Below are 25,891 nucleotides of genomic sequence, written 5' to 3' on the forward strand. Positions count from 1 at the left end.
AAACAACAATAAATCCTTTATGGGTTCTTTATTATGTCCTATTGGCTATTGATCTTGCACATCCGTCAATCGATCTAATTTCTTTTGGAAATAATTACCTTGTAAGTAACGGGCTTCAATGTTCCATGCATTTGCAAACATCGTCATATCATTTAAATCCCGTGCTAAAATTTCAACAGGCTTGATATGATGAAAGTTTTCCAGCTTTTGTTGAAGTTGAGGGAGATCTTTATCTGAACTTAGCATTTTACATAAGTTGTGATGCAAGCTTAGGGAATCAAGATCAATCTGACTTAGAATAGATTCGCTATACATTGACATACCAAAATCACGCACAGAGATTTCAACTTCATTTTGCTTTAATTTAGCAAATTGTTGTTGAGCTAAGGGTAAATTTTGACTGATTGATTCTTCAGAAAATTGCAAAGTTAGAGGAGCTTTTGCTCGACTACCGACAATGGTCAAAAGTTTGCTCATTAACTCAGGCAATTGCTTATCATTTAAAAGAATATGACGATTTAAGTTAATAATGAGTCTAGCAGTTGGGTATTGCGTTAAAAAATTATGTAACTGCTTGCATGCTTCAACAAGAATCCAGCGATCAACCTTGATGGAAAGTTCGGGGTCATCCCGCAAATCGGGTAACTGATTAATGTCTTGCCAGCTATTATCATAAATAAAACCACTGGTTACTTCATAAGTATAGAGATCACTATCCTGTTTATCATAAAGTTGCTGATATTTTAAATGAATATCACTCGCATCCAGTTTTTGCTGAAGTGCTTGAAGAATTGATTGTTGTACTTTAGGAATATTCTCTGTGCTGATACTGAGTTCTTTTAGACCTGTTACCTGACCTAAGTCACGTTGAGACAAACTTTGTTCCATATTTGGCAAACGTTGAGCAAATGCCTGTTCTAACAAATGATCAAAACTTTTTTCATCTTTAATGTTTGGTTGATTTAAAACCAGATAGCCTAAATGTAAATGGAGAGCGAGTGTGGAACTTCCAACACTCAATAATTGAGGCTTTTCCAAAGATTTTAGACTAATTAATTGAGATTTTAAGACTTGATCAGATTCTGCCTGAAATAGGGCTACGTATAAAACTGGATTAATCTTAAAAACAGAAACATTTACCTGCTCTTTTATAAATCCATAAATGCTGGAAAAATAGGTTTTGATCGTTTCTAGCGTGTACTTAAACGCATCGTCTGGACAGCTTGAAAGAGTGATAACGACTAATGCATTGGCATCCGCAGGTTGTTTGTTTAGCTGGCGATTAATGGCATTAAACGCATTAATCGTCGGAGAAAGTTTGTCTGATTCAATAGATTGAGAAGGGATAGACGTTTGAGGAGCAGTGGAAATGTTATTTTCTTCACATTCAATAGTGAGTTGCACTGCGTCTTCTTCATCATCGCAAGGTAAGAACTCGATTTTTAATGGGTTTGAAACGGTTATAGCTGGATTTCTAGATACGATATCAAGACTTGATTGATCAAATATGCCTTGAGAAACGCGTTTGAATTTTTGTTTAAAATGATTCAGATCTGTTGGCTGTAAAATATCCAGAATCGGTAATCCAATTAACTCATTCTCACTTTTTAAACCAAAAATTGCTAAATATTCTGAGTTAGCCTTGGTATGAATCCCTTCTTGAAGAGTAGCAACGGCTTTATTACTTTCTTTTATTTTGGACTGAACATGCGAATGCGCAGTATCTAGTTCTTCCAGTAAACGCTGTTCATTTTGTTGCAGGCGGCTATAAGATAAGGCTCTGACAATTGCAATATATACTTGTTCAGGCAAGTTAAGGTCAATAATTTCATAGACGCCTTTTTGAATATAACTGAGATATTCATTTGAAGCATATTGATCTGGAGTCAACAAAAGAACGGGCAAATTAGGTTGAGATGAAGCTTGAATCAGGGAAAGCACCTGTTCAATCTTCAAGTCATAAGCACGTCCAAAAATGACGATGTCCCAGCCAATATTCAATTGCTTTTCAAATGTATTTAGATCATCAAGCAAAGTAGCTTGAACCTGATGATTTTTGGATTCAAACAGTTCAATAATTTGATTATAACGAAGCTGGTTATCATCAATAATGAGTAAACGTGTTTTGCTTAATTTTAACTTTTTAGAAAGTAACGAGTTTCTCACTTTAAAGCTTCCCATAAATCTTGATTATCTGAATCTTTGACCTGCTTAAACATAAAGTCTTTCAGGCTATTCTGTTGCTGCTCATCTAAAAGTTCATAGTCAAATTGTACAAAGCTTTGCGTAATAAGCTGAGCTTTGAGCAAATAAACTTTGAACTCTTCTTTTTCTAACCTTAAATGAATGCCTTGTTGTTCTCTAAAAATTTGTGAACCTGGTAAGATGAGTGTGGTTTTGACCTGATCAAGATTTTGACTTTGCATGAGTAAGGCAGGGTAATAATTATTGCTATGACGGTCTGCCTGTACGCGAACCGCACATGGAAAAATATCTTGAGCAAGGATTTCCAGACCAATTTCCAGACTTTTTTCAGCAGACTGTTTAATCCAGCGAATTACCCCACCACGCCATTGGCTATGCGTATTTTCTTTAACCAGTATAAATTCACCCGTTCTTAAATTTTTGGGAGCTTCTTCAGTCCATTTAATCCGATAACCATTTACACTGATATCAAGAACTTCAGTTTGATAAATCAGTTTAGCTTCACGGTTTAATCGCTGATTATTAGGTACATGAGCTGATGATTCTTGTTGGGTTAAGCCAGATGCAGTTTTTGAACTATTTTGAAACCCATAATGACTATCAAGCTGTAAGGTTTCATTAAAATTTTTGGCTTTGGATAAATAAAAATGTGCTGTCAGTAAACCAAAACAAATTTGTAACTGCGCTGAATATTCGTAACGTTCATGTTGCCGTTCAGCAATTGTGCCTAGAATATTTTGTACATGAAACTTAAGTGCTGGACTTAAATAGATTTTCTCAGTTTGGGAAAGATAATCGGCATTACGGTGTAAAGTCGCAGTAATATGTTCAAGTAAATCCTGTATCACCACATACACAGAAGGTGTAAATCCTGAATTTTGATGTTTGTTATAGACAGGAGGATGATCTTTTTTTGTATCAATAACATATTTTGATAGCGTGGTTTCTTTGGGATAAATCTGTATTTTTTTTGCCCAATCATAACTACATTGATATAAAGCTTGTATCTCAGCCTGACGAATCTGATTGGTGTTTAAAATATCCAGTAAGATTAGTTGTGCGTAGGCTTGTGTAATATTATTAAGTTGGTTTTGAGTACCTTGTAATTGATTGATATTGATCAAATGTACATGAGACTTCATTGCAATTTCATACAGATAATGTGCGATTAACCATTGTCCAGCCATTGGTTCACTATAAAGCATATGTTCCTGGTACAATAACTCAGTAAGTTGTTGCAGGCCATAAAATATCGCTAGAGTTCGTGCCGTTTGCAGATTTTTTTTCTTATGTAATGCAAACACAGAAAATTTATTTTGATCGAGTTGCTCGGTGCTACGTCTGACGATATCAATATAAATGCCTGCAAAATGTTTGCGTAACAAGATTGCCAGCTCAATAATATGCTCGTTTCGATCTGTATTTATAAGTCCTTGATTGAAAAAATGTTTTTCAAAACTTGCTAACACATTTTCAAGCACGGGATGCATGGTTTGTAGTAGATCAAAACGCAATGTTTCAGAGCAATTTAGTTCAGATAATTCAATTAATGCCGAAAATAAAGCTCGAGAAGTATCCCCTAATTGCATAATGGATAATGATGAAACCCAGTCCGAAACTGCTTTAACATTTGACTCACTAAAGCTTAATTCATCTCGACTTAACGCTGTAGATGTTTCAAAAATATCCGTAAAAGTTTGATTCATCATAGTTTATTATTCAACTCAAAATGTTGAAACCCCAAATAGCGGTGTTTTATTTTTTTCGCCCGCGATTTCCCTAACCAGCTTAGGAACCAGATAACCCGGTAAATTCGCTAAGACTTCCTGATATATATGGTCAATTTTTGATGATACAACATCAAAGTGCTGTGCACCTTTCACTTTATCTAAAACATGTAAGTAATAGGGCATAACACGAGCTTCAAACAATCGATGACTGAGGTCAATCAGTGTTTGTGCATTATCATTCACACCCTTAAGTAAAACTGCCTGATTTAACACAGTTATTTGCTCAAATGATAACGCAGCAAGCTTGTTACAGGTATATTCATCAAGCTCTGAAGCATGATTTGAGTGTACCACCACTATAATGCGTAGCCTACTGTTTTTTAATAGAGAAATGAGCTCTTCATCGACACGGTTGGGAATAACAATCGGAACTCGTGAATGAATTCTCAAAATTTTTATCTGTGGGAGTGATTCAATTCTTTCTAGCCAGAGTTGTAATTTACGATTGGACAGCGTAAGAGGGTCGCCGCCACTCAAAATGACTTCATGAATAGCCGGATGACTTTCTATATAGTTTTTAATATTTAGCCAGTCTTCATTTTTTGGCAAATTTTCCTGATAAGGAAAATGTCTGCGAAAACAATAACGACAATGAACTGCACAAGCACCAGTCAAGGTAAGTAAAAATCTGGAGCTATATTTATGTAACACCCCTGGAAGTTGATTGGCCGCTTCTTCTCCCAGCGGATCTGAGACGAATTCAGGATGTTCCATAAGTTCAAGATGGTGCGGTAAAATTTGTAAAAGCAGGGGATCAAGAGGATTTCCCAGTTGCATTTTTTCTACAAAAGCACGAGGTACACGTAATTTAAAATCCTTTGAAGCAAGAATAGCACCAGATAACAATTGTTCTTTAGACAGTTGTAATACATTTAACAGCTCTAACGGATCAATGATTAGATCATTGAGTTGTTTTTGCCAGTTTTGCTCTTGATACAAATAGTTTATCATGCGACACGGAAAAAATAATGCTAGTCTAGCATTAATACATTTAAGTTAGTAAGTTTGGAGTGTGCCAGTCATGGCCAGTTATTCTACAAATGAATTCAAGCAAGGCCTTAAAGTCATGCTTGACGGTAACCCATGTTCAATCATGGAAAACGAATATGTTAAACCTGGTAAAGGTCAGGCATTCAACCGTGTAAAACTTCGTAACCTTAAAACAGGTAAAGTTTTAGAAAAAACGTTTAAGTCTGGTGATTCATTGGAAGCTGCTGATATTGTAGAAGTAGAAATGGACTACTTATATAATGATGGTGAGCTTTGGAACTTTATGGATCCTGTAACCTTCGAGCAAATCGCTGCAGATAAAGTTGCCATGGGTGATGCTGCTAAATGGTTAAAAGATGACTCGAATGAAAAATGCAGTATTATGTTATTTAATGGCGTACCATTAAATGTCAGCGCACCAAACTTCGTGGTTTTAAAAATTGTTGAAACTGATCCAGGTGTTCGTGGTGATACATCGGGTGGTGGTGGTAAACCTGCGAAACTTGAAACTGGTGCTGTAGTTCGCGTACCGTTATTTGTTCAGCAGGAAGAAAGCGTTCGTGTAGATACCCGTACTGGTGAATATTTAGAGCGTGCATAATGGTTTAAAAATAGACTATTATGAAAGGGATGATCACAATCATCCCTTTTTTTATGCCAAAGTATTAGATGAAAATAACAAGATGAGGAGTAAAGTCACAAGGAAATTCTCTATAAAAGATGGAACTGAATTTTAGGGCAGTTAATCATAAATAATGAGGTCATGAATGGATACAATTCAAAGGAAATCTACACTCCCCTCAAAATTACTCTGGAGTCTAGTCGCGATTATTGGTGCCGTTTCTTTTGGGATTTTGGCAATTAGTCGTGGTGAACATGTCAATGCAGTCTGGATGGTTTTAGCTGCAGTTTGTGTTTATAGCATTGCTTATCGGTTTTATAGTCTATTTATTGCCACTCGTGTATTTGAACTTAATTCGAGACGTTTAACACCCGCACATCGTTTGGCGGATGGTCTGGATTATGTACCTACAAATAAATACGTTTTATTTGGGCATCACTTCGCCGCTATTGCAGGAGCAGGGCCTTTAGTCGGTCCAATTCTCGCAGCGCAAATGGGTTATTTACCAGGAACAATCTGGCTGTTAGTCGGTGTGGTCTTGGCTGGTGCAGTTCAAGACTTTCTGGTTTTGTTTATTTCTACACGACGTGATGGAAAGTCGCTGGGTGAAATGGCAAAACAGGAACTTGGCTCATTTGCGGGTGTCGTGGTGATGCTCGGTGCGCTCGGTGTGATGATCATCATTCTGGCTGTATTGGCACTGGTGGTAGTAAAAGCACTTGCGCACAGTCCATGGGGCGTATTCAGTATTGCAGCAACGATTCCAATCGCATTGTTGATGGGGGTATATATGCGTTATATACGTCCCGGAAAAATTGCAGAAGTTTCAATTATTGGTTTTGTACTGATGATGCTGGCGATCGTTTACGGTGGTCATATCGCGGCTGATCCATACTGGGGGCCATTTTTTACTTTAACTGGAACGCAATTAACATGGTGTCTGATCATTTATGGTTTTATTGCCTCCGTTTTACCTGTCTGGTTATTACTTGCGCCGCGTGACTATTTATCGACTTTCCTTAAGATTGGGGTAATTGTCGGTTTAGCAATCGGTATTGTTGTTGCATTACCTGAGCTAAAAATGCCAGCAGTCACTCACTTTATTGATGGCACGGGCCCAGTTTTTGCTGGTAGTTTATTTCCATTCTTATTTATTACGATTGCCTGTGGTGCAATTTCAGGTTTCCATGCATTAGTATCAAGTGGTACTACACCAAAACTGATCGAAAACGAAAAAGATATCCGTGTGATTGGTTATGGTGGCATGCTGATGGAATCATTTGTTGCCATTATGGCGATGATCTGTGCCACGGTGCTTGATCCTGGTGTTTATTTTGCCATTAATGCGCCAGCCGCAGTATTAGGTACTACTGTTGAAAGTGCATCAGAAGCTGTGCGTAATATTGGCTTTGTAGTAACACCTGAAATGTTGACTTTACTTGCTCAGGAAGTAGGCGAGTCTACCATCTTATCGCGTACAGGCGGTGCACCAACTTTCGCCATTGGTATGGCGCATATCATTTCTGAAATTTTTAATAATCGCTCAATGATGGCTTTCTGGTATCACTTTGCTATTTTGTTTGAAGCATTATTTATTTTAACTGCGGTCGATGCTGGTACGCGTGCTTGCCGTTTTATGGTGCAAGATACAGTGGGTATTGTTATTCCTGCGATTAAAAAGTCAGGATCATTTGTTGGCAATGTGATTGGTACTGCTGTCGCAGTCGGCGGTTGGGGTTTCTTCGTTTATCAGGGCGTAGTCGACCCTTTAGGTGGAATTAACTCATTATGGCCTTTATTTGGTATTGGCAACCAAATGCTGGCAGCAATGGCCCTTATTCTTGGTACAGTGATTTTATTTAAAATGAAGAAAGAAAAATACGTTTGGGTCACGATTGTCCCAACGATTTTCTTGTTAATCACCTGTATGACTGCGGGTTGGCAAAAGATTTTTCATGAAAATCCGAAAATTGGTTTCCTTGCACAAGCAAATCGTTTTTCAGATGCGATGGGTCGCGGTGAAATGTTGGCTCCAGCTAAAACTGTGGCTGAAATGCAAACTGTGGTGCTTTCCAATCAAATTAATGCCGTACTTTGTGCTTTCTTTATGATCGTGGCAGTGGTGATGGTAATTGCATCTATTGGAGTGATTCGTCGTGCTTTGGCTAGCCGTGAACCAACGACTCATGAAGCTCCAGCGGTGTATGCAGATCCTGAAACAGGCGTACCTGCTTCAACACGAGGTGAAGGCTCATGAATCTGAAAATAGCTCATAATGGTCGTGCAGTGATTGTTAAAATCATTAAAATGACTATTCTGTCGCAGAAAGACGTATTGCTTTCTCCAAAGAACTGGTCACGTATTGCCACATTGTTTAAACGGTTACAGCAAAGTTTTCGTTTAATGGTAGGTGTCCCTGATTATGACACTTACCTTGAACATATGCGAAAACATCATGCTGATCTGGAACCAATGGATGCCAAGACATTTTATCGGCATTGTGTGGATTCACGTTATCCGTCCAACGGGAACTTAAAAAAGTGCCCATGTTGATATCTGTTTCATTTCTTTAGAAAAAAACAAAAAAGGTGTATGTTAATTCATACACCTTTTTTATTAAGGAAGTTTGTGATGTGGGGCATGGAAAAACTAAAAAAACCTGAACTGAATCGGGAAAATTTAGAGATTAACCAGAAAATTGTGCTCTATAGCCCCAAGATTGACCAATTTTTAGATGAAGTTAATCAACTTATTTTGGATAAATCAAAACAAACTCAACTGGCTTTAGCCTGTTTGTTGGCAGGTGGCCATATTTTATTTGAAGATTTGCCTGGTTTAGGAAAAACGACATTGGCTAGTGCTTTAGCTCGATTGGCTGGACTGGATTTTGGACGCATTCAGTTTACCAATGATATGCTAGCCAGTGATGTTATTGGGATTAATATGTTTAATCAAAAAGAACATGTTTTTGAGTTTAAACACGGTCCAATTTTCACTCAGATTCTTTTGGCAGATGAAATTAATCGCTGTAGTCCAAAGACCCAAAGTGCTTTACTTGAAGCGATGGAGGAGGGTGCAGTTACTGTGGACAGCTTGCGCTATGATTTACCACAACCATTCTGGGTGGTGGCCACACAAAACCCTTTGTTTCAGAGCGGAACTTATGCATTACCTGAATCACAACTTGATCGTTTTTTAATGCGACTGTCACTGGGTTATCCCTCTCGGAATGCGGAAAAATTATTATTACAACAAGCTTCCAGACAAGATCTGGTGGCCCAAATCCAGCCAGTTTTCAGTGCAAATGAGATCCTTGAATTGCAAAATATGGTCAAGCAAGTTTATTTAAGTGAGGCCGTGCTGGAATATTTACTAGATTTGGCAGAACAAACCCGTAAATCTCGACATGGATTATCAACGCGTGGAGTTTTAGCCTTGAAGTTAGCAGCTCAGGCCCATGCCTTAATTGAAAAACGCGCTTATGTCATTGCAGATGATATACAGGCAGTTTTTGTTGCAGTGACTGCCCATCGAATGAATATGACTGAATATGAAGCTCTTCAGTGTCTGGAACTTGTAGATGCCCTATAAATGGGAGGATCAACCATGTTATCTGGTTTTCAGGATTGGTTTGCCAAGCGTTTTCGGGTCGATCAATTCAAGACACTAAAACAAAGTGAAATATTGGTTTTCATTTATCAGCAAGGTTTTTTATATTTGGCTTTGATTGTGATTACCTTTATCGCAGGCATTAATTATGCAAATAATCTGATTCTCGGTTTTTGTTTTCTGATTAGTGCTGTGCTATGCATGAGTTTTTATCTCACTTTCAAACAGCTTCATCAGTTAAATATTGAGGTTATCTATTCTGAAGTGGGTCAAGTTGGTCATCCATTGATTCTTAAGTTACATTGTAAACAGAAAAAACCAACAGCCCGATTTATTAAAATAAAAATAGAAGCACAAGAGCATGTTGTTCTTATCGATCAAATAAGTCAGGAAATTGAGCTTTTATTTTCGCCTATACATCGAGGTAAATTTGAGTTTCCTGCGATACAAATTTTTTCAACTTATCCGTTTGGTTTAGTACGGGCTTGGACCTATTTATATTTACAACGTGAAATCTGGGTTGCCCCACAAAGTTTGGATCTGGAACTTGAATATAAACAGCAATATCAGTTAAATCAGCATGATTTAGAAGAATTTCGTGAACTTCGTAATTTTAGGGAAGGAGACTCATTTCAGGCAATTTCATGGAAACAAGTCGCTCGAGGACAAGGCTTATTTGTCAAAATGTTTGAAAATGAATCGGATCAGCATCAGTTTGAAATTGATTATCATCAGATTCCGTGTCAGGGGCATGAACAAAAACTGAGTTGGATGATGGCTCTGATTGAACTTTGTGAGCAACGACAAATTTTTTATAGCTTACATTTACCGACTCAACAGCTTGAACATGGGGCTGGTGAAAATCACGCTATAGAAGCTCGTAAGCTATTGGCGCAGGCTTGAACTGATTTGCAAGTCTTGGTTCTTTTCTGACTTGTTATATTGCGGAAAATAAATTTTGCACATAAAAGATGCAACTTCATTGTTTTATCTTTATTAGAATGATCGTGGTTGTACGATTGGCCTAAAAATAGGTAGATAGGCATCAATAAATTTTGATGAAACATTAAATCTGGTCGAAGGCTTACCCCGCGAATCAAGTTCATCATGAGATCACGTTTTTAATTAATACGTTAATAAATAAATTAAGATTAATTTTGTTGGATTAAAATATTTAAATTTCATAATAGCCTTATATCGGTTTATTTATATCTCGATGCTAGGATCATTTTGGCACATCCCTTGCTACTTTATAATTGAGTATAAGCGGTTAGTGCGTTCAGTCGCATGGGACATTGCTCTACAGCGCAAGCTGTTCCTCTTAGGGGGACAAGGCTTTTTATGTTTTACATAAAAGTTTTGAGAGTTCGTCAAAAATAAATTGACTACTAGACTCAGTTCCTCCTTTGAATGAATAGCAAAAGCTTTCACCTATTCATCAGGGGTTTTTTATTATGAAAATTTATCACCGTTTAGGCAAAACGCGTTTGGCTGTGGTTGCCGCATCATTACTTTTCACTAGTTTGGCCCAAGCCAATGACAAACTTGTTCTTCAAACCACATGGTATGCACAGGCTGAACAGGGGGGATATTATCAAGCACTGGCTGAAGGCATTTATAAAAAACATGGCTTGGATGTCACCATCAAAATTGGTGGCCCTCAAATTAATAATATGACATTGCTATTGGCGAAACGCGCAGACGTCATTATTAATTATGATTTACAAGTACTAAAAGGGATAGAAAGCGGTTTTCCGATCAAAGCAATCGCAGCACCTTTTCAGTTTGATCCGCAGGGGGTCATTACTCATAGTGATGTGAAATCATTGGCTGATCTAAAAGGTAAAACTGTTCTGGTTTCAACCAGTGGGCAGGCAAGCTGGTGGCCGTGGTTACGTGCTAAATATAAATTAGACAATTCTCAGGCGCGTCCTTATACCTTTAATATGCAGCCGTTTTTAGCAGGTAAAAATGTCGTGCAACAGGCTTATGCAACGTCAGAAGTCTTTCAGGCCAAAAAAGCAGAACCTTCCAGTAAATTTTTCTTATTTGCCAACGACGGCTATCCCGCTTATGGCGGTATTTTGGTCACCCGAAATGATCTTCTACAAAGTAAGCCAGATGTGATGCGTCGTTTTGTACAAGCCTCTATGGAGGGCTGGAAAAGCTATCTTAAAAATCCTGCTGCGGGTAATGCTATTATTAAAAAAGAAAATCCAAATATGGATGATCCACTTTTAGAATTTGCCGTTTCACAAATGAAGCAGTTGGGTCTAATTGATGGAGGGGATGCCAAGATGATGGGGATTGGTGTAATGACAGATGCTCGTTGGAAGAAAACGCGTGATTTTATGGTTCAGGCCAAATTACTCGATAACAAAGTTGACTGGAAATCTGCATATACCACTCAGTTTGTAAAACCTGTAGCCAAGAAAAATTAAGCTGGGGGATTAGGTCGTAAACACGCTAATGCAAGAGGGGAACCTAATTATGAATTCAGCAGTATCAATTTCGGCTCAAACTGAAATCAATCAAAATCCAGTCAGTCCTATGTTGATGGTTCGTGGCGTAGAAAAAATTTATCCAAATGGCACACACGCGTTGCAACGTTTTGATCTGGATATTCAACGCGGTGAAATTATTTCACTGCTTGGGCCATCAGGTTGCGGTAAAAGTACTTTGCTAAAAATGTTTGCTGATCTGGAACAACCATCTGCCGGACAAGTGCGTTGGAATGGTAAAACAGATATGCAATCACAATGCAAAATGGCAATGGTATTTCAGGAGGCAACCTTAATGCCTTGGGCAAATATTCAGGATAATGTGCGGTTGCCGCTGGATTTACGCCATGTATCTAAAAGTGTGAGCAATGAAAAAGTTGCATCCGCTTTGACGTCAGTTGGTTTAGGGAAATTTGGAAATTCTTATCCTAAAGAACTTTCTGGTGGAATGCAGATGCGCGCATCACTCGCCCGCGCTTTAGTAACTGAACCAGATTTATTGCTGATGGATGAACCATTTGGTGCGCTGGATGAGTTTACTCGACATCGCTTGGATAGTGATATTCGAACGTTATGGTCTGAGCGTGATTTAACCGTGGTCTTTGTTACACACAGTATTTATGAAGCAGTCTTTTTATCGTCGCGGGTTATTGTCATGGGCGCGCGTCCGGGGCGCGTAGTGGCTGATATTCAAATTGAAGGCCCTGAACATCGTGATGAACATTTTAGAAATTCGGATGTTTTCATGAAGCAATGTGCGCATTTATCTGAAGTTTTGGAACATGCCAGTGGAGGCGAACATCATGGTTAAGCCGTTAATGAGTCATCCTAAATTTCGTCGTATTGCAGCACCTTTGGGGCTAAGTGTAATTTTGTTGTTGATTTGGCAAATTAGTTTGCAACAACTCAATGTACCGATTTATTTGATTCCAAAACCGACAGATATTGCTCATGCATTGACATCTCAATCAGGGTTGCTTTTTGGAAGTCTATGGGTGACTTTAAAAGTGACATTGCTGGCTTTCATTTGCGCGGTTGTGATTGGAACCCTGATCGCTTTTTTATTTGTACAAAGTCGCGTGATCGAAGCATGCTTTATGCCGTATGCAATTTTGTTTCAGGTTACACCGATCGTCGCAATTGCACCCTTAGTAATTATCTGGATTCAAAACACAACTCTGGCTTTAGTGGTATGTGCCATGTTGGTTGCTATTTTCCCCATTTTAACCAATACCACGCTGGGTTTACGTAGTGTAAATGCTGGATTATTGAATTTATTCCGCATTAACAAAGCCAGTCGTTGGCAGGAATTAATGCACTTGCGTGTCCCGAACGCATTGCCTTATTTCTTTGGTGGACTGCGCATTTCTAGTGGATTGGCCTTAATTGGTGCGGTTGTGTCTGAGTTTGTTGCAGGGACTGGGGGAAGTAGTGCTGGATTGGCGTATCAGATTTTGCAGGCGGGTTTTCAACTTGATTTACCACTCATGTTTGCCGCACTATTTTTAATTACTTGTACTGGTCTGGTTTTATTCGTTGTGATGTCAATGTTAAGTCAAATGTTTTTAAACAAATGGCATGAAAGTGAGCAAGCCTAATGGATTATTTGATCAAGAATGTACATGCGATTTTAACGGGTCTGGCAGGGGATGCTGCGCGTACAAATGCAGATAGTCTCCGAATTGAAAATGGAATCATTACCGATATAGGCGCGTCACTTAGCGTAAAGGCCAATGAAACAGTTATTGATGCACGAGATTGTGTAATTTATCCTGCTTGGGTGAATACTCACCATCATTTATTTCAATCTCTTTTGAAAGGTGAACCGCAAGGGCTGAATCAGAGTTTAACGCCGTGGCTGGCTGCTACACCTTATCGTTTTCGGGGGGCTTTTGATGAAGAAACTTTTCGATTGGCAGCACGTATCGGTTTGATCGAATTATTGCGTTCAGGCTGTGGCACCGTGGCAGACCATCATTATTTATATTGGCCTAATATGCCTTTTGATGGCGCAGAAGTTCTATTTGATGAAGCTGAAAAATTGGGTTTGCGTTTTATCTTGTGTCGGGGTGGAGGCACTTTAACGCGTGGATTAGAAGCAGAGCTTCCACAAGCTTTACGTCCAGAAAAATTTGAAGATGTAATGATGGATATTGAACGGTTGGTCGGTCTTTATCATGACAATAACGCCAATGCATTCAAGCGGATTGTTATGGCTCCTACCACAGCCTTGCATTCTACGACTCCTCAGCAATTACGTGAAATGGCGCAGTTGGCGCGTCATTTAGGAATTCGGCTACATAGTCATTTGTCTGAAACTGTTGATTATCTGGATGCAGCTCGCGCCAAATTTGGAATAACTCCTGTTCAGTTTTGCGCTGAACATGACTGGGTTGGGGATGATGTCTGGTTTGCGCATCTGGTCAAACTCTTACCTGAAGAAATTCAGCTTTTAGGGCAGACCAAGACGGGGATTGCACATTGTCCACAAAGTAACGCACGTTTGGGTAGTGGTATTGCTGATCTGGTTACGTTGGAGCAAGCAGGAATGAATATTTCAATTGGTGTAGATGGAGCAGCTTCAAATGAAGCGGCAGATATGCTGTCTGAAGCTCATGCAACATGGATGTTACAACGCGCTCGCAAGGGCATGTTTGCCCAGCCAAAATATGATGGCGGACGTTTTGAAGGAGGGGCTGATGCAGCTACAGTGGAAGACGTGATTCGTTGGGGGACTCAAGGCGGCGCTCAGATTCTTGGCTTATCTGATATTGGTACACTTGAGGTCGGTCAGCAGGCCGATTTGGTAGTTTATCAACTGGATGATCCACGTTATATGGGATTACATGATATGGCAATTGGACCTGTAGCCAGCGGAGGACAGGCAAAAATCAAACATATGCTGATAGGTGGAAAGACGGTTATTGAAAATAATCACATTCCACATTTGGATATGCAAGAGTTAGCCGTACAGGCACGGGATGCAGTAAAAAAACTTCAGCAACGGGCTGAAAAGATAGCGTTAGCTTCCTAGATTTGCACTAAAATTAGACAGCTCTCAATCGAGAGCTTTTTATTTGCTACTAAAATGTATTTGTCGCTTGAATCAAGCTATCAAGCCGAGCTAGTCTAGTAATAGAGCAAATAAATACAGGGAAATCCTTATGATACTTAATACTCATATCGTCGAATCAGATCATGCGACCAGTAACAAACCAGTGGTTTTATTACATGGTTTATTTGGTAGTTTGTCGAATCTGGGTGTTATTGCTCGTGCGTTAAGTACCAATCATAAAATAATTCAAATTGATTTGCGTAATCATGGTTTATCACCTCATAGTGATGAAATGAATTATGAAATTATGGCACAGGATGTTATCGATACTTTAGATGAGCTTGGTATTCAACAATTCAGCCTGATTGGTCATTCAATGGGTGGAAAAACTTCCATGAAAATCGCAGGATTATATCCGAATCGTGTTGATAAACTGATGGTACTGGATGTCAGTCCAGTAGCTTATCAAGGACATCGTCATCGCGATATTTTGGATGCAATCAATGCAGTACGCGCAGAGCCACATGAACTGAGTCGTAAGCAAGCCACTGAAATTATGAAGCAATATATTGCGCAAGATGGCGTTATTATGTTTTTACTCAAGTCTTTTAATCAAGGGCATTGGTTGTTTAATGTAGATGCCATTGAAAAACAATATGCTCATATTACTGGGTGGAATGACATTGAGCCGTGGAATAAGCCATGTTTATTTATACAGGGGGCAAAATCTGAATATATTCAAGCTGAATATGAAACAGATATTCGTCAACAATTTCCTTTAGCAGAAATTAAAACAGTTCAGGGTGCAGGGCACTGGTTACATGCAGAAAAACCTGAAGAAGTGATCAGAATCATTCAAGATTTTTTACATGATCAAGGTGAATCACGTGCTTATTAATTAAGCTTTAACACATGATACTTAGGCCCCAGTTCAACTTTAAATTGAACTGGGGTTTTTATTTAAACGATGGTATAACCCCCATCAATGGTAATGCATGAACCATTTATAAAACGTGCTTCATCCGATGCCAAGAAAATAGCTAACTCGGCAACTTCTGATGCCTCACCAAAACGATCTAATGGAATCTTGTCGGTTGGGCGGGTTTCAAGCATTTTTGCGGTCATAGGCGTACGAATAGTGCCAGGACAGATGGCATTAATTTTGATACCATGTTTGGCATACACAGCAGCCAAATGCTTGGTGTAACCAATAACTGCATGCTTGGAGGCGGTATAGGATGCGCCACCCATTTGAGCAACTAGACCTGCAACAGATGCAATATTAATAATGGCGCCTGAACCTTGTTCAATCATTTTTGGTAAAACAAGATTGCTTAAACGAAATACAGCTTTTACATTAATTTCAAACATTGCATCCCAGAGTTCTTCGCTGGTGTCTAGACTATTGGTATATTTATCAAAAATACCTGCATTATTGAGTAAGACATCAATACGTCCAAACTTTTCAACGGTAAATTCGATCAGATGATGTAATTGTTCAAGCTCAGTTACATTTACTTGATAGGCAAATGCTTCGCCACCAGCATTAACAATCTGTTGTGCAACCTGATTGGCTTGTTCGAGATTTAAATCTGCAATAATTAATCTGGCACCTTGTTGTGCAAAAGCTAGTGCTTCTGATTCTCCCATTCCCGAAGCTGCGCCAGTGATAATACAGACTTTATTTTCTAGTCTAGACATAATACGATTCCTTGATCCGAAATTCTGAATTCAGCGATGTTGACGGCATAGCGCTTGAAGTCTGATGTTTTCCTTTATTTAACTTACGTGTTTACTTATTCTGGCTAAAGATCGTGGCTGGGATTTTAGACGATATTCATACATACTGAGCGAACATCGGACAGGGAATGACAGGGGAAAATGGATGAGAGATCAAATTATTCAACACGAGCTCTCACAAGAGACTATTAAATATGATGATTACATCGCAGGTTTGGCAAAAGGCCTGAGTATATTGGAAGCTTTTGGAACGGATCGTCAGCGTCTAAATGTGACACAAGTTGCAGAGCGTACAGCTATTACTCGAACTGCAGCGCGCCGTTATTTAAAGACTCTCAAGTTTCTGGGTTATCTAGACAGTGATGATTACTTTTATTGGCTTACGCATAAAGTCTTAAAGTTCTCAGGAGCTTTTCTAAGTACCGCACATCTTCCCAAAGTCGCGCAATCAGTTTTGAATCATTTATCTGAAAAAACTGCGCTGGTATTTTCAGTCGTGGTTCAGGATAGTTATGAGGTTGTTCCGATCGCGCGAAGTGTCCCGCAAAATGCAAATTTTCGGGTGAGTCCTTTTGGGATTCATTTAGGCAATCGTATTCCAGCACATGCCTCATCCACAGGTAAAGTTCTACTGGCACATAAATTACTTGAAGAGCAGAAAAACTGGATCAGATTATATGGCCTAAAGCGATTTACCGCGTATACCTACACCGAGGAAGAGGCCTTTTTAGGTGCTTTAGATGACATTAAAATGAAGGGCTACTGTATTTCTGCTGAAGAATATGAATTAGGCGTCACTGCTATAGCAATTCCCATTGTCAATCAAACAGGCGATATTGTAGCGAGTCTAAATGCAGTAGCACCAATGAGTAAGGTGAACGATCACTATCTGGTCAATACGGTTTTGCCTATGTTACGTGAGGCTGCCAAAGAAATCAGAGATATGATTTAACTCTGGCCAAAGCTATGAAGGCGTTCTTAAAGAACGCTTTTTTTATCTATAAATTATAATTTCTTGTTTCTAAAAAAATATTTAATAAAAAAGAAGAGTGAGCTGCTGTTTTTTTATAAACAATGCACGATATAAGGTCGATTTGCGCGATGATCGCCTGAATTAGAACAAAGTGATCTGGTCGGAATAGTGTTTGCTCAGTAGTTTAATAAAAAGAAAAGACGTTCTGGATATCACAGTTGGATTGTGAAGCCTTCATCGCTCAGGCGAATGAACGTATGCAACTGTCGCAAGGAGTGACACTATGAATACACCATTACCCGAACAGCTTGAATGTGATTTAATCGTTGTCGGTGCAGGCGCAGGAGGTTTATCGACTGCCATTACTGCCAGAAAAAAAGGCTTAAATGTAATTGTACTGGAAAAAGATCAGGTTTTTGGTGGTACAACGGCTTTTTCTGGTGGCGTACTCTGGATTCCTGGAAATCATCATGCCAAACAAAATGGTATACAGGACAGTCGCGAGGCTGCACTAGAGTATTTAAAGCATGAAACTAAACAGTTTTTTAATGCCGACGCGGTAAATGCATTTCTGGATTATGCCCCTGAAATGTTAAAGTTTTTTGAACAAGAAACTACGGTTAAATTTATTCCAACTTTATATCCCGATTATCATCCTGATGCTCCAGGCGGGGTGGATATTGGCCGTTCAGTGTTGGCTGCACCTTATGATATTCGTGGTTTGGGTGAACATATGCAACGCCTGCGTCCGCCACTCAAAACTATTACATTTATTGGAATGATGTTTAATTCATCCAATGCAGATTTGAAGCATTTCTTTAATGCAACCAAGTCTTTTACTTCATTTATGTACGTGGCAAAGCGGTTGGCGATTCATTTAAAAGAATTGGCACGTTATGGTCGTGGCACCAATGTCACTAGTGGAAATGCTTTAGCTGCGCGTTTGGCAAAATCTGCATTAGAGCTGGACATTCCTATTTATACCGATGCTGCTGTTCAGGCGTTAATTTCTGAAAATGGCAAAGTGACAGGTCTAAAAGTTAAATCCCAACAACAATCTTCTAAAATCAAATCCCGATATGGAGTGGTGTTGGCTTGTGGCGGTTTTTCACATGATATTGCTCGCTTAAAACAAGCATATCCACATTTGAGACGTGGTGGTGAACATATTTCACCTGTCCCCAAAACCAATACTGGTGATGGCTGTCGTTTGGCTGAATCTGTTGGAGGAATCGTCGATATTCAATATAAGGACACCTCTGCATGGATGCCTGTTTCTAAAGTTCCTTATTCTGATGGCTTCGGCGTTTTTCCACATCTATTGGATCGTTATAAACCCGGTATCATCGGCGTGTTAAAAAACGGCAAGCGTTTTACCAATGAATCAAATTCATACCATGATGTCGGCGCAGATTTAGTGCGTGCTTGCGAAGAGTTCAATGAAACTGCCATGTGGTTGATTTGTGACCAAAAAACCATAAGTAAATATGGTTTGGGATATGCCAAACCTGCGCCTATGCCATTAGCCCCATTAATCAAAAAAGGGTATTTGATTAAAGGCAATCGTTTGGAGGACTTAGCTCAACAAGCAGGCATTGACGCCAAGACACTCGTCAAAACTGTAGAGCGCTACAATGTAGATGCTGTCAAGGGTGAAGATCCTGAATTTCATCGTGGATCTACTTCATTTAACCGTTATCTTGCAGACGCAGAACATAAGCCTAATCCATGTGTAGCGCCCATTACACAAGGCCCATTTTATGCTGTCAAAGTGTTTATGGGCGATTTGGGAACTTTTGATGGAATACGTACGGCCGTAACAGGCGAAGTGCTCGATCAATTCAATCAAAAAATCGCTGGCTTATATGCTGTCGGAAATGATCGCGCCAGTATTATGGGAGGGAATTATCCTGGGGCAGGCATTACTCTTGGGCCAATTATGACTTTTGGTTATATCACGGGTTCACATATTGCAGATTTGGCAAAGGGTGGTCAGGGCTTACGCTGTTTTCAGAAGAGTCACACCTTAAATGAACAGTCAGATCAGGAAATACGTCATGTTTCATAAACCGATTGTAGATCATCGAATCTATAACATTACACCTCGTTGTATGCCCAAATTTCTGGAAGTATTTAATCAACTAGCCATGCCTGTTTTAAAAAGGCATTTAGGTGAACCACTTGGGTTTTATGTTAGCAGTATTGGAACACTGAATCAGGTAGTGCATTTATGGGGCTATGACAGTTTAGATGATTATGAAAAACGGAGTTATGCTCGAGATACTGACCCTGAATTTCAGATTTATCTAAAAGCATCAGAAGGATTGGTGATGTCACAAGTCAATCAAATTGTTAGGCCTGTACAGTTAACCGCTTTGAACAAGTCATAACATAACCGTTTATTTAAAAAACGCCCTTCAGGAACGGTATTTTGAGAAAAATACCGAAGGGTCACTTCGTGCTTTTCTCAGGAGAATCTAATGAGCACAAGTCAGATGCAAAGGAAGGATGTAAAAACAATACTCAACGAAAATAAAATGGGTAAAGTTCAAAAGCTAATTTTATTTTTCTGTTTTGCGATTATTGCACTAGATGGTCTGGATGTGGTGGTCATGGGATTGATCGCTCCGCAGATTATTCAGGAGTGGGGCGTCAGTGCACAGGAACTCGCGCCTGTTTTAAGTGCAGCTTTAGTTGGGCTTGCAGTGGGAGCATTAGTTTCTGGCCCTTTGTCAGATAAATTTGGACGTAAACCTGTTTTAATTTTCAGTGTATTGGCCTTTGGCATTTTTACCTTATTAACTGCTTTCTCAACCGACATTAATCATTTAATTATTTATCGTTTTCTAACTGGATTAGGCGCAGGTGCTGCTGCACCCAACGCAGCTACGTTAGCCTCTGAATATGCTCCAGATCATCGCCGTTCTTTTTCAGTAACCGTGGCGTATTGTGGTTTTTCATTAGGCGCTGCGGCTGGTGGCTTTCTAGCTGCATGGATGATTCCAGAGTTCGGTTGGCGCAGTATGCTTATTCTGGGTGGAATATTGCCGCTCATTTTAGTGCCATTTCTATATGGGAAAATGCCTGAATCTATTACCTATTTGGTTAAACATTCAAAGTCTCAGCATAGAATACAGGCCATCTTAAAACAGCTTTTTCCACAGCAGTCTTATGCTGGACAACTGATTTATTTAAATGAAGTTCAAACTGAAAAATCTGGTTTAAGCCTAATCCTCTCTAGCAAGTATCGCTATGGCACAATTATGCTCTGGATGAGCTATTTTATGGCGCTATTCCTTATTTATTTGTGCAGTAGCTGGTTGCCAACTTTAATTAAGGCAAATCATTTCACTATTTCTCAAGCTGCTATTGTTACTTCATTCTTCCAGATTGGTGGGCCAATTGGCAGTATTACACTTGGTTGGTGCATGGATCGCTTTCGTCCACGTCTGGTGTTGTTTATTGCGATGATGATCGGCGCACTAGCAACTTTTGGACTTGGTCATTTCAATCAGGATATGTTTTTAATGTGTATCTTTGCATGGATTCTTGGTTTCACTTTTAATGGTGGTTCGGTCGGACTCAGTGCATTGGCAACAGGCTATTATCCAACGTCGGCACGGGCAACAGGGGCAAGCTGGATGAACGGGATTGGGCGATTTGGTGCGATTCTAAGTGCATTTGCTGGTGCAGCCATGATTGGTTCGGGTATGCCATTTTCAACCATGTTTACATTACTCATGATTCCTGCGGTACTTTCTGGCATTGCAGTTTTAGTTCAGGGCTTAAAAGTCCGACGAGCGAAACCTGTTGGTAATTCCTGTTTAAGTTTGGATCAACAATAACACTCCAGATTGAGGATCATAAGGGTTTGATCCTCAGATCTCTCTTTTTTAAAAAATTATCAATTGGCTTGATCAGTATTTTGATCAGGTAAGGAGCAGTGCATGGCTCTGATTTGGTCAAGATCTTACGGTTACAGATATTCAAGTCAATGAAATTTACAACAATCGTATGCTAAGGACCAGCATTCATGAAATTTTCAGTAAAACCATTGGTCATGATTTTGGCCGCAACATTTACCAGTAATACAGTTTTGGCTTTTCAACCATTTGACCAAGATCAAAAATGGATTTTGGGTGACTGGAAGGGAAAACGAAATGAGTTAGCCCAACAAGGCTATCAATTTACTGTGGCATTTCAAAATGAAAGCGCAATCAACTTGCAGGGTGGTTATAACGATTCACAAAGATTATTCAATGCAAACCAATGGGCATTTGCAACCTTATTAGATTTAGAGAAAATCGCAAATTGGAACAATACTCAAGCCAATATAACCATAACCAAACGTGATGGTCAGTCTTTATCTAATGATCGAATAAGTGATCCAAGAGCCGTTCAGTTCAGTAGTACACAAGAGATTTATGGTCGGGGACAGTCATGGCGTTTAAGCAACGCATGGATCAAAAAAGGTTTTTCAGAAAATCGCCTACAAATTAAGTTTGGTCGTATGGGACTGTCCGATGATTTTAATGCCTCGCATTGTGAGTTCCAGAACTTGATGCTATGTGGCGGACAATTAGGTAAAACGGTGGGTGACATTTGGTTTAATAGTCCAGTGAGTCAATGGGGAATCAATGCTAAATATCAATTTTTACCGACATGGTGGATTGGTGCAGGCATTTATGAGGTGAATCCTGAAAATGCATTAGAGAAACATGGCTTTAATCTAGATATGGAACAAAGCAAAGGAGCTTTGATTCCAATGGAACTGATCTGGAAGCCTAAATTGGATGTGTTCCATGGCCTAGCGGGTGAATATAAAATAGGCGCATTCATTTCGACGGCAGAAGCCCGAGATGTCAAAAAAGATGAAAACGGTGAAATACAGGCTAAAGTTGCAAATCGTAAATGGCATGATAGCAAACACAGCATTTGGTTGAATGCACAACAACAATTAATTGCACATAGCAATGATCCCAAGCGCGGTTTATTTGTGTCTGCAAATTTTACCTTTAACGACAAAGCCACGACTGTAATTGAAACTAGCCAACAACTTGCGTTTTGGTACAAAGGCGCTTTTGATCAACGTCCAAATGATAGCATTGGGTTGGGTTTTGCTCATTTTGATGTTAATGAGCGAGTTCGAGAGCGCCAAAATGCGACCAATCAGTTATTGGGGTTAATTCCAGAAGATTATAGGAATCCCCAATATAGTCCACTTCAACACAATGAACTCAATATCGAGCTCAACTACAATTTTCAATGGTCGCCAGCCATCTCACTGCGTCCAAATATTCAATATGTATATCAACCTGGTGGTGTTAAAGAGGTTAATAATGCTTGGGTGGCGGGTCTGACCATGAAACTTAATTTTTAAATATTGATCTAAACAGGAAAAATATAAATTACTTTTTCCTGTTTTTATTATTGAGCAAATAATATTTTGAGATTTTCCTTAAAAATCTCCATCATGGGCAATATTTCATCGGGATTTAAAATACCGTTATGAATTATACTCATCCACATTGGACTAACAATGAGCAATGCAAATTGTTGAGGGGTAATCCTAATGGTTAGCTCACCACGTTGTAGAGCGAGATGGATTAATTGTTCAAGTTCACGCTGAATAGGTAAAAAAATCTTATTTACATAGGTTTGACGAATATGTGGAAAATTATTACCCTCACGCAAAATTAAACGTGCAATATCGGCACGACCTGTTGATTCAAGTGTTAAAACACTAGGCACAATTTTTGTGCAAATAAAATCATAAACGGTTTCGTTCTGCGTAATTTCCGATGCTCGAATAGGGCGAAAAGAATCATTGATCAATGCATCAATAACACCCTCAAATAGCTGTTCTTTGGTTTCAAAGTAAGAATAAATCGTACCTTTGCCCAATTCAGCTCTTTTAGCAATTTCTGAGATTTTAGCGCGAGCAAAACCGACTTCGATAAAATCCTGTAAGGCTGAATCAACAATTCTTTTCCGTGTTTCTTGTGTCTTTTCAAGACTAGGACCGCGTGTTTTGGGCTTTTTCATATCAAATGAAGTTTCCTGTTCCTGATCTTAGCTTAACATAAATTGACCTTTGGGTCATATTTGATTAAAATTGACTTAAAAGTCATTTTTGGTTAAGCCATGCAGCCACCAAAATCAAGTATACAATACAGTATTATTAGCTTTGCATTATGCCTTGCTGCTTTAAGCACGGCATTGGCTAGCCCGCTCTATGCACTTTATGAACAGCAATGGGGTATTTCAACCTCGCAAGTTGGATATATTTTTATTGCATATATGTTTGGCGTCGTTTTTTCATTACTTTTTTTAAATAAATTAAATGCGATTTATCACTATAAACATGTGATTCTAGTAAGTTTAGCCATTACGATTTTAGGTTTGATATTGTCTGCACTTTCAGAGTCAGTGTGGTTATTGGGTTTTTCCCGATTTTTGATTGGAATAGCTTCGGGCTTGATCACTACCGCTGCAATGGTCGGTTTAAAAGATCAATATCCATTTCGTAATCAAGCACTGGCTGAAAAACTGACTTCTATGATTACTGTGCTAGGTTTTGGACTAGGGCCTTTGCTGGGTGGGTTTTTTGCAGATCACACGCCACGACCATTGGCTGATCCTTACTGGATCATTGTCATCTTCTCAACTTTGATTTTTATAAGCGTTTTCTGGGTCAAACCCCGATTAAACGTTGAGAAAAAATATCACTGGACGGCGTTATTAAAGTTGCAAGGATTGGCATTACCTCAAGTCACTTTACGAAAACTTTTTTGGGTATGTAGCGTGTCTGCGCTTTGTAGCTTTGGTGCTTTTAGTTTATATGCGGCTTTAGCGGGTACATTTATTCAGGAATTACCCATCAAGTCTTCTGCGACACTGACTGGTGTATCGATTTCAATCATTTTATTTGTCTCAGTGTTGAGTCAACTAATGTGCAAATCTTTAAAAGAGTTACATGTATTGTATGCAGGTTTGGCAGCTTTGTTGTTTGGGACTCTTAGTTTGGTGATGGCAGAGGTTATACACAATATCTGGTTGTTATTGGTCAGTATTTTATTGACAGGTATCGGGCATGGTTTTTCTTTAAGTGCGGTGTATTACTTTATTGGCAATATGATGGAGCAGGAAAAAAATCCACTGATTTTCTCAAGTTATTTGTTGATTGCTTATCAGGGTACCATTTGGCCTGTTATTTTTTCAAGTTATCTAATTGAGTATGTTGGCGTTGTGATCACGTTGGCACTGATTGCTGTGTTATTAATGCTAACCATTATTTGGTTAATTTATCAGCTTAAATTCAGACTTGAACCAAGCTTGGTCTGCCATACATGACGATGCTTAAACGACTTTTAAGGAGCATCACAACATAGGAAGAAAGAAAATAGAGGCAATTGAATAATGATCTCTCAACTGCCAAAAGAGCAAGAACGATTAAATATGGATCAAATTGATAATGGACGCAATTTTGTCTGAGGTTGCAATAAGTGCAGGAGCCAGTTCTTCAATCCGTTGTGGGCTTAAGCGCACCGATGGCCCTGCGATACTGACTGTGCCAAAAGGTTGACCTGTTTGCGGATTGATAATGATTTTAGCCATCGCCGACATGCCCAGTTCATAGGTGTCACTTATGACACCGTAACCACGCTGTTTCGAGGCCGAGATCATTTGTTCTAGTTCGCTCAGATTTTTAGGTGAGTTGGGGCCAAAGTTTTGAGATTTTTCAAAACCTTCACGTTCTACAAGACGCGTAAAGTCATTTTGATTAAGGGTCGACAAATAAGCCAAACCACAGGCAGATGCAGGGAGATAGGCAACATTGCCTGAATCCGGATCGTATTTAAGACCTGATTTGGCACCTTGAGCTTTACCAATCCAGATGATTTTTTCATCTTCAATCAATCCAAGACGGACCAGTTCAGACGAAGTTTTGGCTAGTTCATCCAGATACGGTTGGAAAGTTTCTGTAATAGAGCGTGAAGATAGATAATTTAAGCCCATTGAGGCAATTTTGAGGGTGAGTTTGTAGTGTTGAGTGATGTCATCCTGATAGATATAACCCATATCTTTCATCGCGGTCAAAATACGATGCATAGCAGATTTGGGAATATCGAGTTCAACAGAAAGTTGACTAAGCGCACATCCATTCACTTCTTTTAATAGTGCTTCGAGGATGAGTAAAGAGCGATCGGTATTACTAAGCATAAAAATCCTGATATTTTTTTGGAACAGTGTTCCAAAAATTTAAAAAACAGATTATAGTACTTTTAGATTCTATCTTAAATGTCGATGAGATGAATCGTTTTAAATTGGGATGACGGTTTCCTCAATTTCTAAATATTTATTCGATGAAGAGACAATAAAACTAGCCATGCGATGGAACAGTGC

Annotated in this window: 22 protein-coding genes; 16 read left to right on the forward strand and 6 right to left on the reverse strand. The window is 39.2% G+C overall.

What is annotated here, in order from left to right:
* Positions 1–45: 45 nt before the first annotated feature.
* The 3 genes from IAE19_RS05495 to epmB are packed head-to-tail and all read right to left on the reverse strand — an operon-like array spanning position 46 to position 4,946.
* On the reverse strand, positions 46–2,181 hold the full coding sequence (locus tag IAE19_RS05495) for an EAL domain-containing protein (protein ID WP_200459936.1): 2,136 nt from the start codon (positions 2,179–2,181) through the stop codon (positions 46–48).
* Positions 2,163–3,914 carry a GTPase gene (locus IAE19_RS05500; RefSeq protein WP_200459937.1) on the reverse strand — a complete coding sequence of 584 codons (1,752 nt, stop codon included), beginning with the start codon at positions 3,912–3,914 and terminating at the stop codon, positions 2,163–2,165. The genes IAE19_RS05495 and IAE19_RS05500 overlap by 19 nt, the downstream gene beginning before the upstream one ends.
* Positions 3,915–3,929: 15 nt before the next feature.
* Positions 3,930–4,946 (reverse strand): EF-P beta-lysylation protein EpmB, encoded by a 1,017-nt coding sequence (epmB, locus tag IAE19_RS05505; RefSeq protein ID WP_200459938.1) that lies wholly within the window; start codon positions 4,944–4,946, stop codon positions 3,930–3,932.
* Between the two features lie 70 nt (positions 4,947–5,016).
* Here epmB and efp point away from each other — a divergent pair, with 70 nt between their 5' ends.
* From efp to IAE19_RS05555, 10 genes are all read left to right on the forward strand, one after another.
* A complete protein-coding gene (gene efp, locus IAE19_RS05510; protein WP_200459939.1) occupies positions 5,017–5,586 on the forward strand; it encodes an elongation factor P in 570 nt (189 codons plus the stop codon).
* 166 nt (positions 5,587–5,752) lie between these two features.
* Entirely contained in the window at positions 5,753–7,864 is a 2,112-nt protein-coding gene (locus tag IAE19_RS05515) for a carbon starvation CstA family protein (protein ID WP_200459940.1), read from the forward strand.
* Positions 7,861–8,160: a YbdD/YjiX family protein gene (locus IAE19_RS05520; protein ID WP_200459941.1), complete on the forward strand. Its 300-nt coding sequence runs from the start codon at positions 7,861–7,863 to the stop codon at positions 8,158–8,160. Before IAE19_RS05515 ends, IAE19_RS05520 begins: the two co-directional genes overlap by 4 nt.
* 78 nt (positions 8,161–8,238) lie before the next feature.
* On the forward strand, positions 8,239–9,198 hold the full coding sequence (locus IAE19_RS05525; protein ID WP_200459942.1) for an AAA family ATPase: 960 nt from the start codon (positions 8,239–8,241) through the stop codon (positions 9,196–9,198).
* A gap of 15 nt (positions 9,199–9,213) precedes the next feature.
* A complete protein-coding gene (locus tag IAE19_RS05530) occupies positions 9,214–10,119 on the forward strand; it encodes a DUF58 domain-containing protein (protein ID WP_200459943.1) in 906 nt (301 codons plus the stop codon).
* Positions 10,120–10,670: 551 nt separating this feature from the next.
* Positions 10,671–11,657, forward strand: coding sequence for an ABC transporter substrate-binding protein (locus IAE19_RS05535; RefSeq protein ID WP_200459944.1), 987 nt, complete (start codon positions 10,671–10,673; stop codon positions 11,655–11,657).
* Between the two features lie 49 nt (positions 11,658–11,706).
* On the forward strand, positions 11,707–12,528 hold the full coding sequence (locus IAE19_RS05540) for an ABC transporter ATP-binding protein (RefSeq protein WP_200459945.1): 822 nt from the start codon (positions 11,707–11,709) through the stop codon (positions 12,526–12,528).
* Positions 12,521–13,315: an ABC transporter permease gene (locus IAE19_RS05545; protein WP_200459946.1), complete on the forward strand. Its 795-nt coding sequence runs from the start codon at positions 12,521–12,523 to the stop codon at positions 13,313–13,315. The genes IAE19_RS05540 and IAE19_RS05545 overlap by 8 nt, the downstream gene beginning before the upstream one ends.
* A complete protein-coding gene (locus IAE19_RS05550; protein WP_200459947.1) occupies positions 13,315–14,751 on the forward strand; it encodes an amidohydrolase family protein in 1,437 nt (478 codons plus the stop codon). Before IAE19_RS05545 ends, IAE19_RS05550 begins: the two co-directional genes overlap by 1 nt.
* Positions 14,752–14,881: 130 nt before the next feature.
* On the forward strand, positions 14,882–15,670 hold the full coding sequence (locus IAE19_RS05555; RefSeq protein WP_200459948.1) for an alpha/beta fold hydrolase: 789 nt from the start codon (positions 14,882–14,884) through the stop codon (positions 15,668–15,670).
* A gap of 62 nt (positions 15,671–15,732) precedes the next feature.
* Here IAE19_RS05555 and IAE19_RS05560 read toward each other — a convergent pair whose 3' ends face one another.
* Positions 15,733–16,473 (reverse strand): SDR family NAD(P)-dependent oxidoreductase, encoded by a 741-nt coding sequence (locus IAE19_RS05560; RefSeq protein ID WP_200459949.1) that lies wholly within the window; start codon positions 16,471–16,473, stop codon positions 15,733–15,735.
* A gap of 184 nt (positions 16,474–16,657) precedes the next feature.
* Between IAE19_RS05560 and IAE19_RS05565 the strand changes: the two genes are divergently transcribed.
* From IAE19_RS05565 to IAE19_RS05585, 5 genes are all read left to right on the forward strand, one after another.
* The gene (locus tag IAE19_RS05565; RefSeq protein WP_200459950.1) at positions 16,658–17,464 is read left to right on the forward strand and encodes an IclR family transcriptional regulator C-terminal domain-containing protein; all 807 of its coding nucleotides are present in this window, start codon (positions 16,658–16,660) and stop codon (positions 17,462–17,464) included.
* A 304-nt stretch (positions 17,465–17,768) separates the two neighbouring features.
* A complete protein-coding gene (locus IAE19_RS05570) occupies positions 17,769–19,553 on the forward strand; it encodes an FAD-dependent oxidoreductase (RefSeq protein ID WP_200459951.1) in 1,785 nt (594 codons plus the stop codon).
* On the forward strand, positions 19,543–19,875 hold the full coding sequence (locus IAE19_RS05575; RefSeq protein ID WP_200459952.1) for an NIPSNAP family protein: 333 nt from the start codon (positions 19,543–19,545) through the stop codon (positions 19,873–19,875). The genes IAE19_RS05570 and IAE19_RS05575 overlap by 11 nt, the downstream gene beginning before the upstream one ends.
* Positions 19,876–19,965: 90 nt before the next feature.
* Entirely contained in the window at positions 19,966–21,330 is a 1,365-nt protein-coding gene (locus tag IAE19_RS05580; protein ID WP_200459953.1) for an MFS transporter, read from the forward strand.
* A gap of 188 nt (positions 21,331–21,518) precedes the next feature.
* A complete protein-coding gene (locus IAE19_RS05585; RefSeq protein ID WP_200459954.1) occupies positions 21,519–22,865 on the forward strand; it encodes a carbohydrate porin in 1,347 nt (448 codons plus the stop codon).
* 47 nt (positions 22,866–22,912) lie between these two features.
* Here the strand turns inward: IAE19_RS05585 and IAE19_RS05590 are convergent, their stop codons facing one another.
* Complete coding sequence (locus IAE19_RS05590; RefSeq protein WP_200459955.1) at positions 22,913–23,530, reverse strand: TetR/AcrR family transcriptional regulator; 618 nt, start codon at positions 23,528–23,530, stop codon at positions 22,913–22,915.
* A 99-nt stretch (positions 23,531–23,629) separates the two neighbouring features.
* On the opposite strand from IAE19_RS05590, the gene IAE19_RS05595 reads away from it, so the two are divergent.
* On the forward strand, positions 23,630–24,838 hold the full coding sequence (locus IAE19_RS05595) for an MFS transporter (protein ID WP_200459956.1): 1,209 nt from the start codon (positions 23,630–23,632) through the stop codon (positions 24,836–24,838).
* A 99-nt stretch (positions 24,839–24,937) separates the two neighbouring features.
* Here IAE19_RS05595 and IAE19_RS05600 read toward each other — a convergent pair whose 3' ends face one another.
* A complete protein-coding gene (locus IAE19_RS05600) occupies positions 24,938–25,708 on the reverse strand; it encodes an IclR family transcriptional regulator (protein WP_200459957.1) in 771 nt (256 codons plus the stop codon).
* Positions 25,709–25,891 lie beyond the last annotated feature (183 nt).

This window comes from Acinetobacter sp. S40 (assembly GCF_016624705.1).
Classification (GTDB): Bacteria; Pseudomonadota; Gammaproteobacteria; order Pseudomonadales; family Moraxellaceae; genus Acinetobacter.

What these genes read in the sequence shown, in the direction of transcription:
- IAE19_RS05520 (WP_200459941.1), top strand. Translation starts at nt 7,861, where the DNA reads ATGAATCTGAAAATAGCTCATAATGGTCGTGCAGTGATTGTTAAAATC.
- IAE19_RS05550 (WP_200459947.1), top strand. Translation starts at nt 13,315, where the DNA reads ATGGATTATTTGATCAAGAATGTACATGCGATTTTAACGGGTCTGGCA.
- IAE19_RS05530 (WP_200459943.1), top strand. Translation starts at nt 9,214, where the DNA reads ATGTTATCTGGTTTTCAGGATTGGTTTGCCAAGCGTTTTCGGGTCGAT.
- epmB (WP_200459938.1), bottom strand. Translation starts at nt 4,946, where the DNA reads ATGATAAACTATTTGTATCAAGAGCAAAACTGGCAAAAACAACTCAAT.
- IAE19_RS05575 (WP_200459952.1), top strand. Translation starts at nt 19,543, where the DNA reads ATGTTTCATAAACCGATTGTAGATCATCGAATCTATAACATTACACCT.
- IAE19_RS05500 (WP_200459937.1), bottom strand. Translation starts at nt 3,914, where the DNA reads ATGATGAATCAAACTTTTACGGATATTTTTGAAACATCTACAGCGTTA.
- IAE19_RS05515 (WP_200459940.1), top strand. Translation starts at nt 5,753, where the DNA reads ATGGATACAATTCAAAGGAAATCTACACTCCCCTCAAAATTACTCTGG.
- IAE19_RS05595 (WP_200459956.1), top strand. Translation starts at nt 23,630, where the DNA reads ATGCAGCCACCAAAATCAAGTATACAATACAGTATTATTAGCTTTGCA.
- efp (WP_200459939.1), top strand. Translation starts at nt 5,017, where the DNA reads ATGGCCAGTTATTCTACAAATGAATTCAAGCAAGGCCTTAAAGTCATG.
- IAE19_RS05570 (WP_200459951.1), top strand. Translation starts at nt 17,769, where the DNA reads ATGAATACACCATTACCCGAACAGCTTGAATGTGATTTAATCGTTGTC.
- IAE19_RS05590 (WP_200459955.1), bottom strand. Translation starts at nt 23,530, where the DNA reads ATGAAAAAGCCCAAAACACGCGGTCCTAGTCTTGAAAAGACACAAGAA.
- IAE19_RS05580 (WP_200459953.1), top strand. Translation starts at nt 19,966, where the DNA reads ATGAGCACAAGTCAGATGCAAAGGAAGGATGTAAAAACAATACTCAAC.
- IAE19_RS05600 (WP_200459957.1), bottom strand. Translation starts at nt 25,708, where the DNA reads ATGCTTAGTAATACCGATCGCTCTTTACTCATCCTCGAAGCACTATTA.
- IAE19_RS05555 (WP_200459948.1), top strand. Translation starts at nt 14,882, where the DNA reads ATGATACTTAATACTCATATCGTCGAATCAGATCATGCGACCAGTAAC.
- IAE19_RS05525 (WP_200459942.1), top strand. Translation starts at nt 8,239, where the DNA reads ATGTGGGGCATGGAAAAACTAAAAAAACCTGAACTGAATCGGGAAAAT.
- IAE19_RS05545 (WP_200459946.1), top strand. Translation starts at nt 12,521, where the DNA reads ATGGTTAAGCCGTTAATGAGTCATCCTAAATTTCGTCGTATTGCAGCA.
- IAE19_RS05495 (WP_200459936.1), bottom strand. Translation starts at nt 2,181, where the DNA reads ATGGGAAGCTTTAAAGTGAGAAACTCGTTACTTTCTAAAAAGTTAAAA.
- IAE19_RS05565 (WP_200459950.1), top strand. Translation starts at nt 16,658, where the DNA reads ATGAGAGATCAAATTATTCAACACGAGCTCTCACAAGAGACTATTAAA.
- IAE19_RS05560 (WP_200459949.1), bottom strand. Translation starts at nt 16,473, where the DNA reads ATGTCTAGACTAGAAAATAAAGTCTGTATTATCACTGGCGCAGCTTCG.
- IAE19_RS05535 (WP_200459944.1), top strand. Translation starts at nt 10,671, where the DNA reads ATGAAAATTTATCACCGTTTAGGCAAAACGCGTTTGGCTGTGGTTGCC.
- IAE19_RS05540 (WP_200459945.1), top strand. Translation starts at nt 11,707, where the DNA reads ATGAATTCAGCAGTATCAATTTCGGCTCAAACTGAAATCAATCAAAAT.
- IAE19_RS05585 (WP_200459954.1), top strand. Translation starts at nt 21,519, where the DNA reads ATGAAATTTTCAGTAAAACCATTGGTCATGATTTTGGCCGCAACATTT.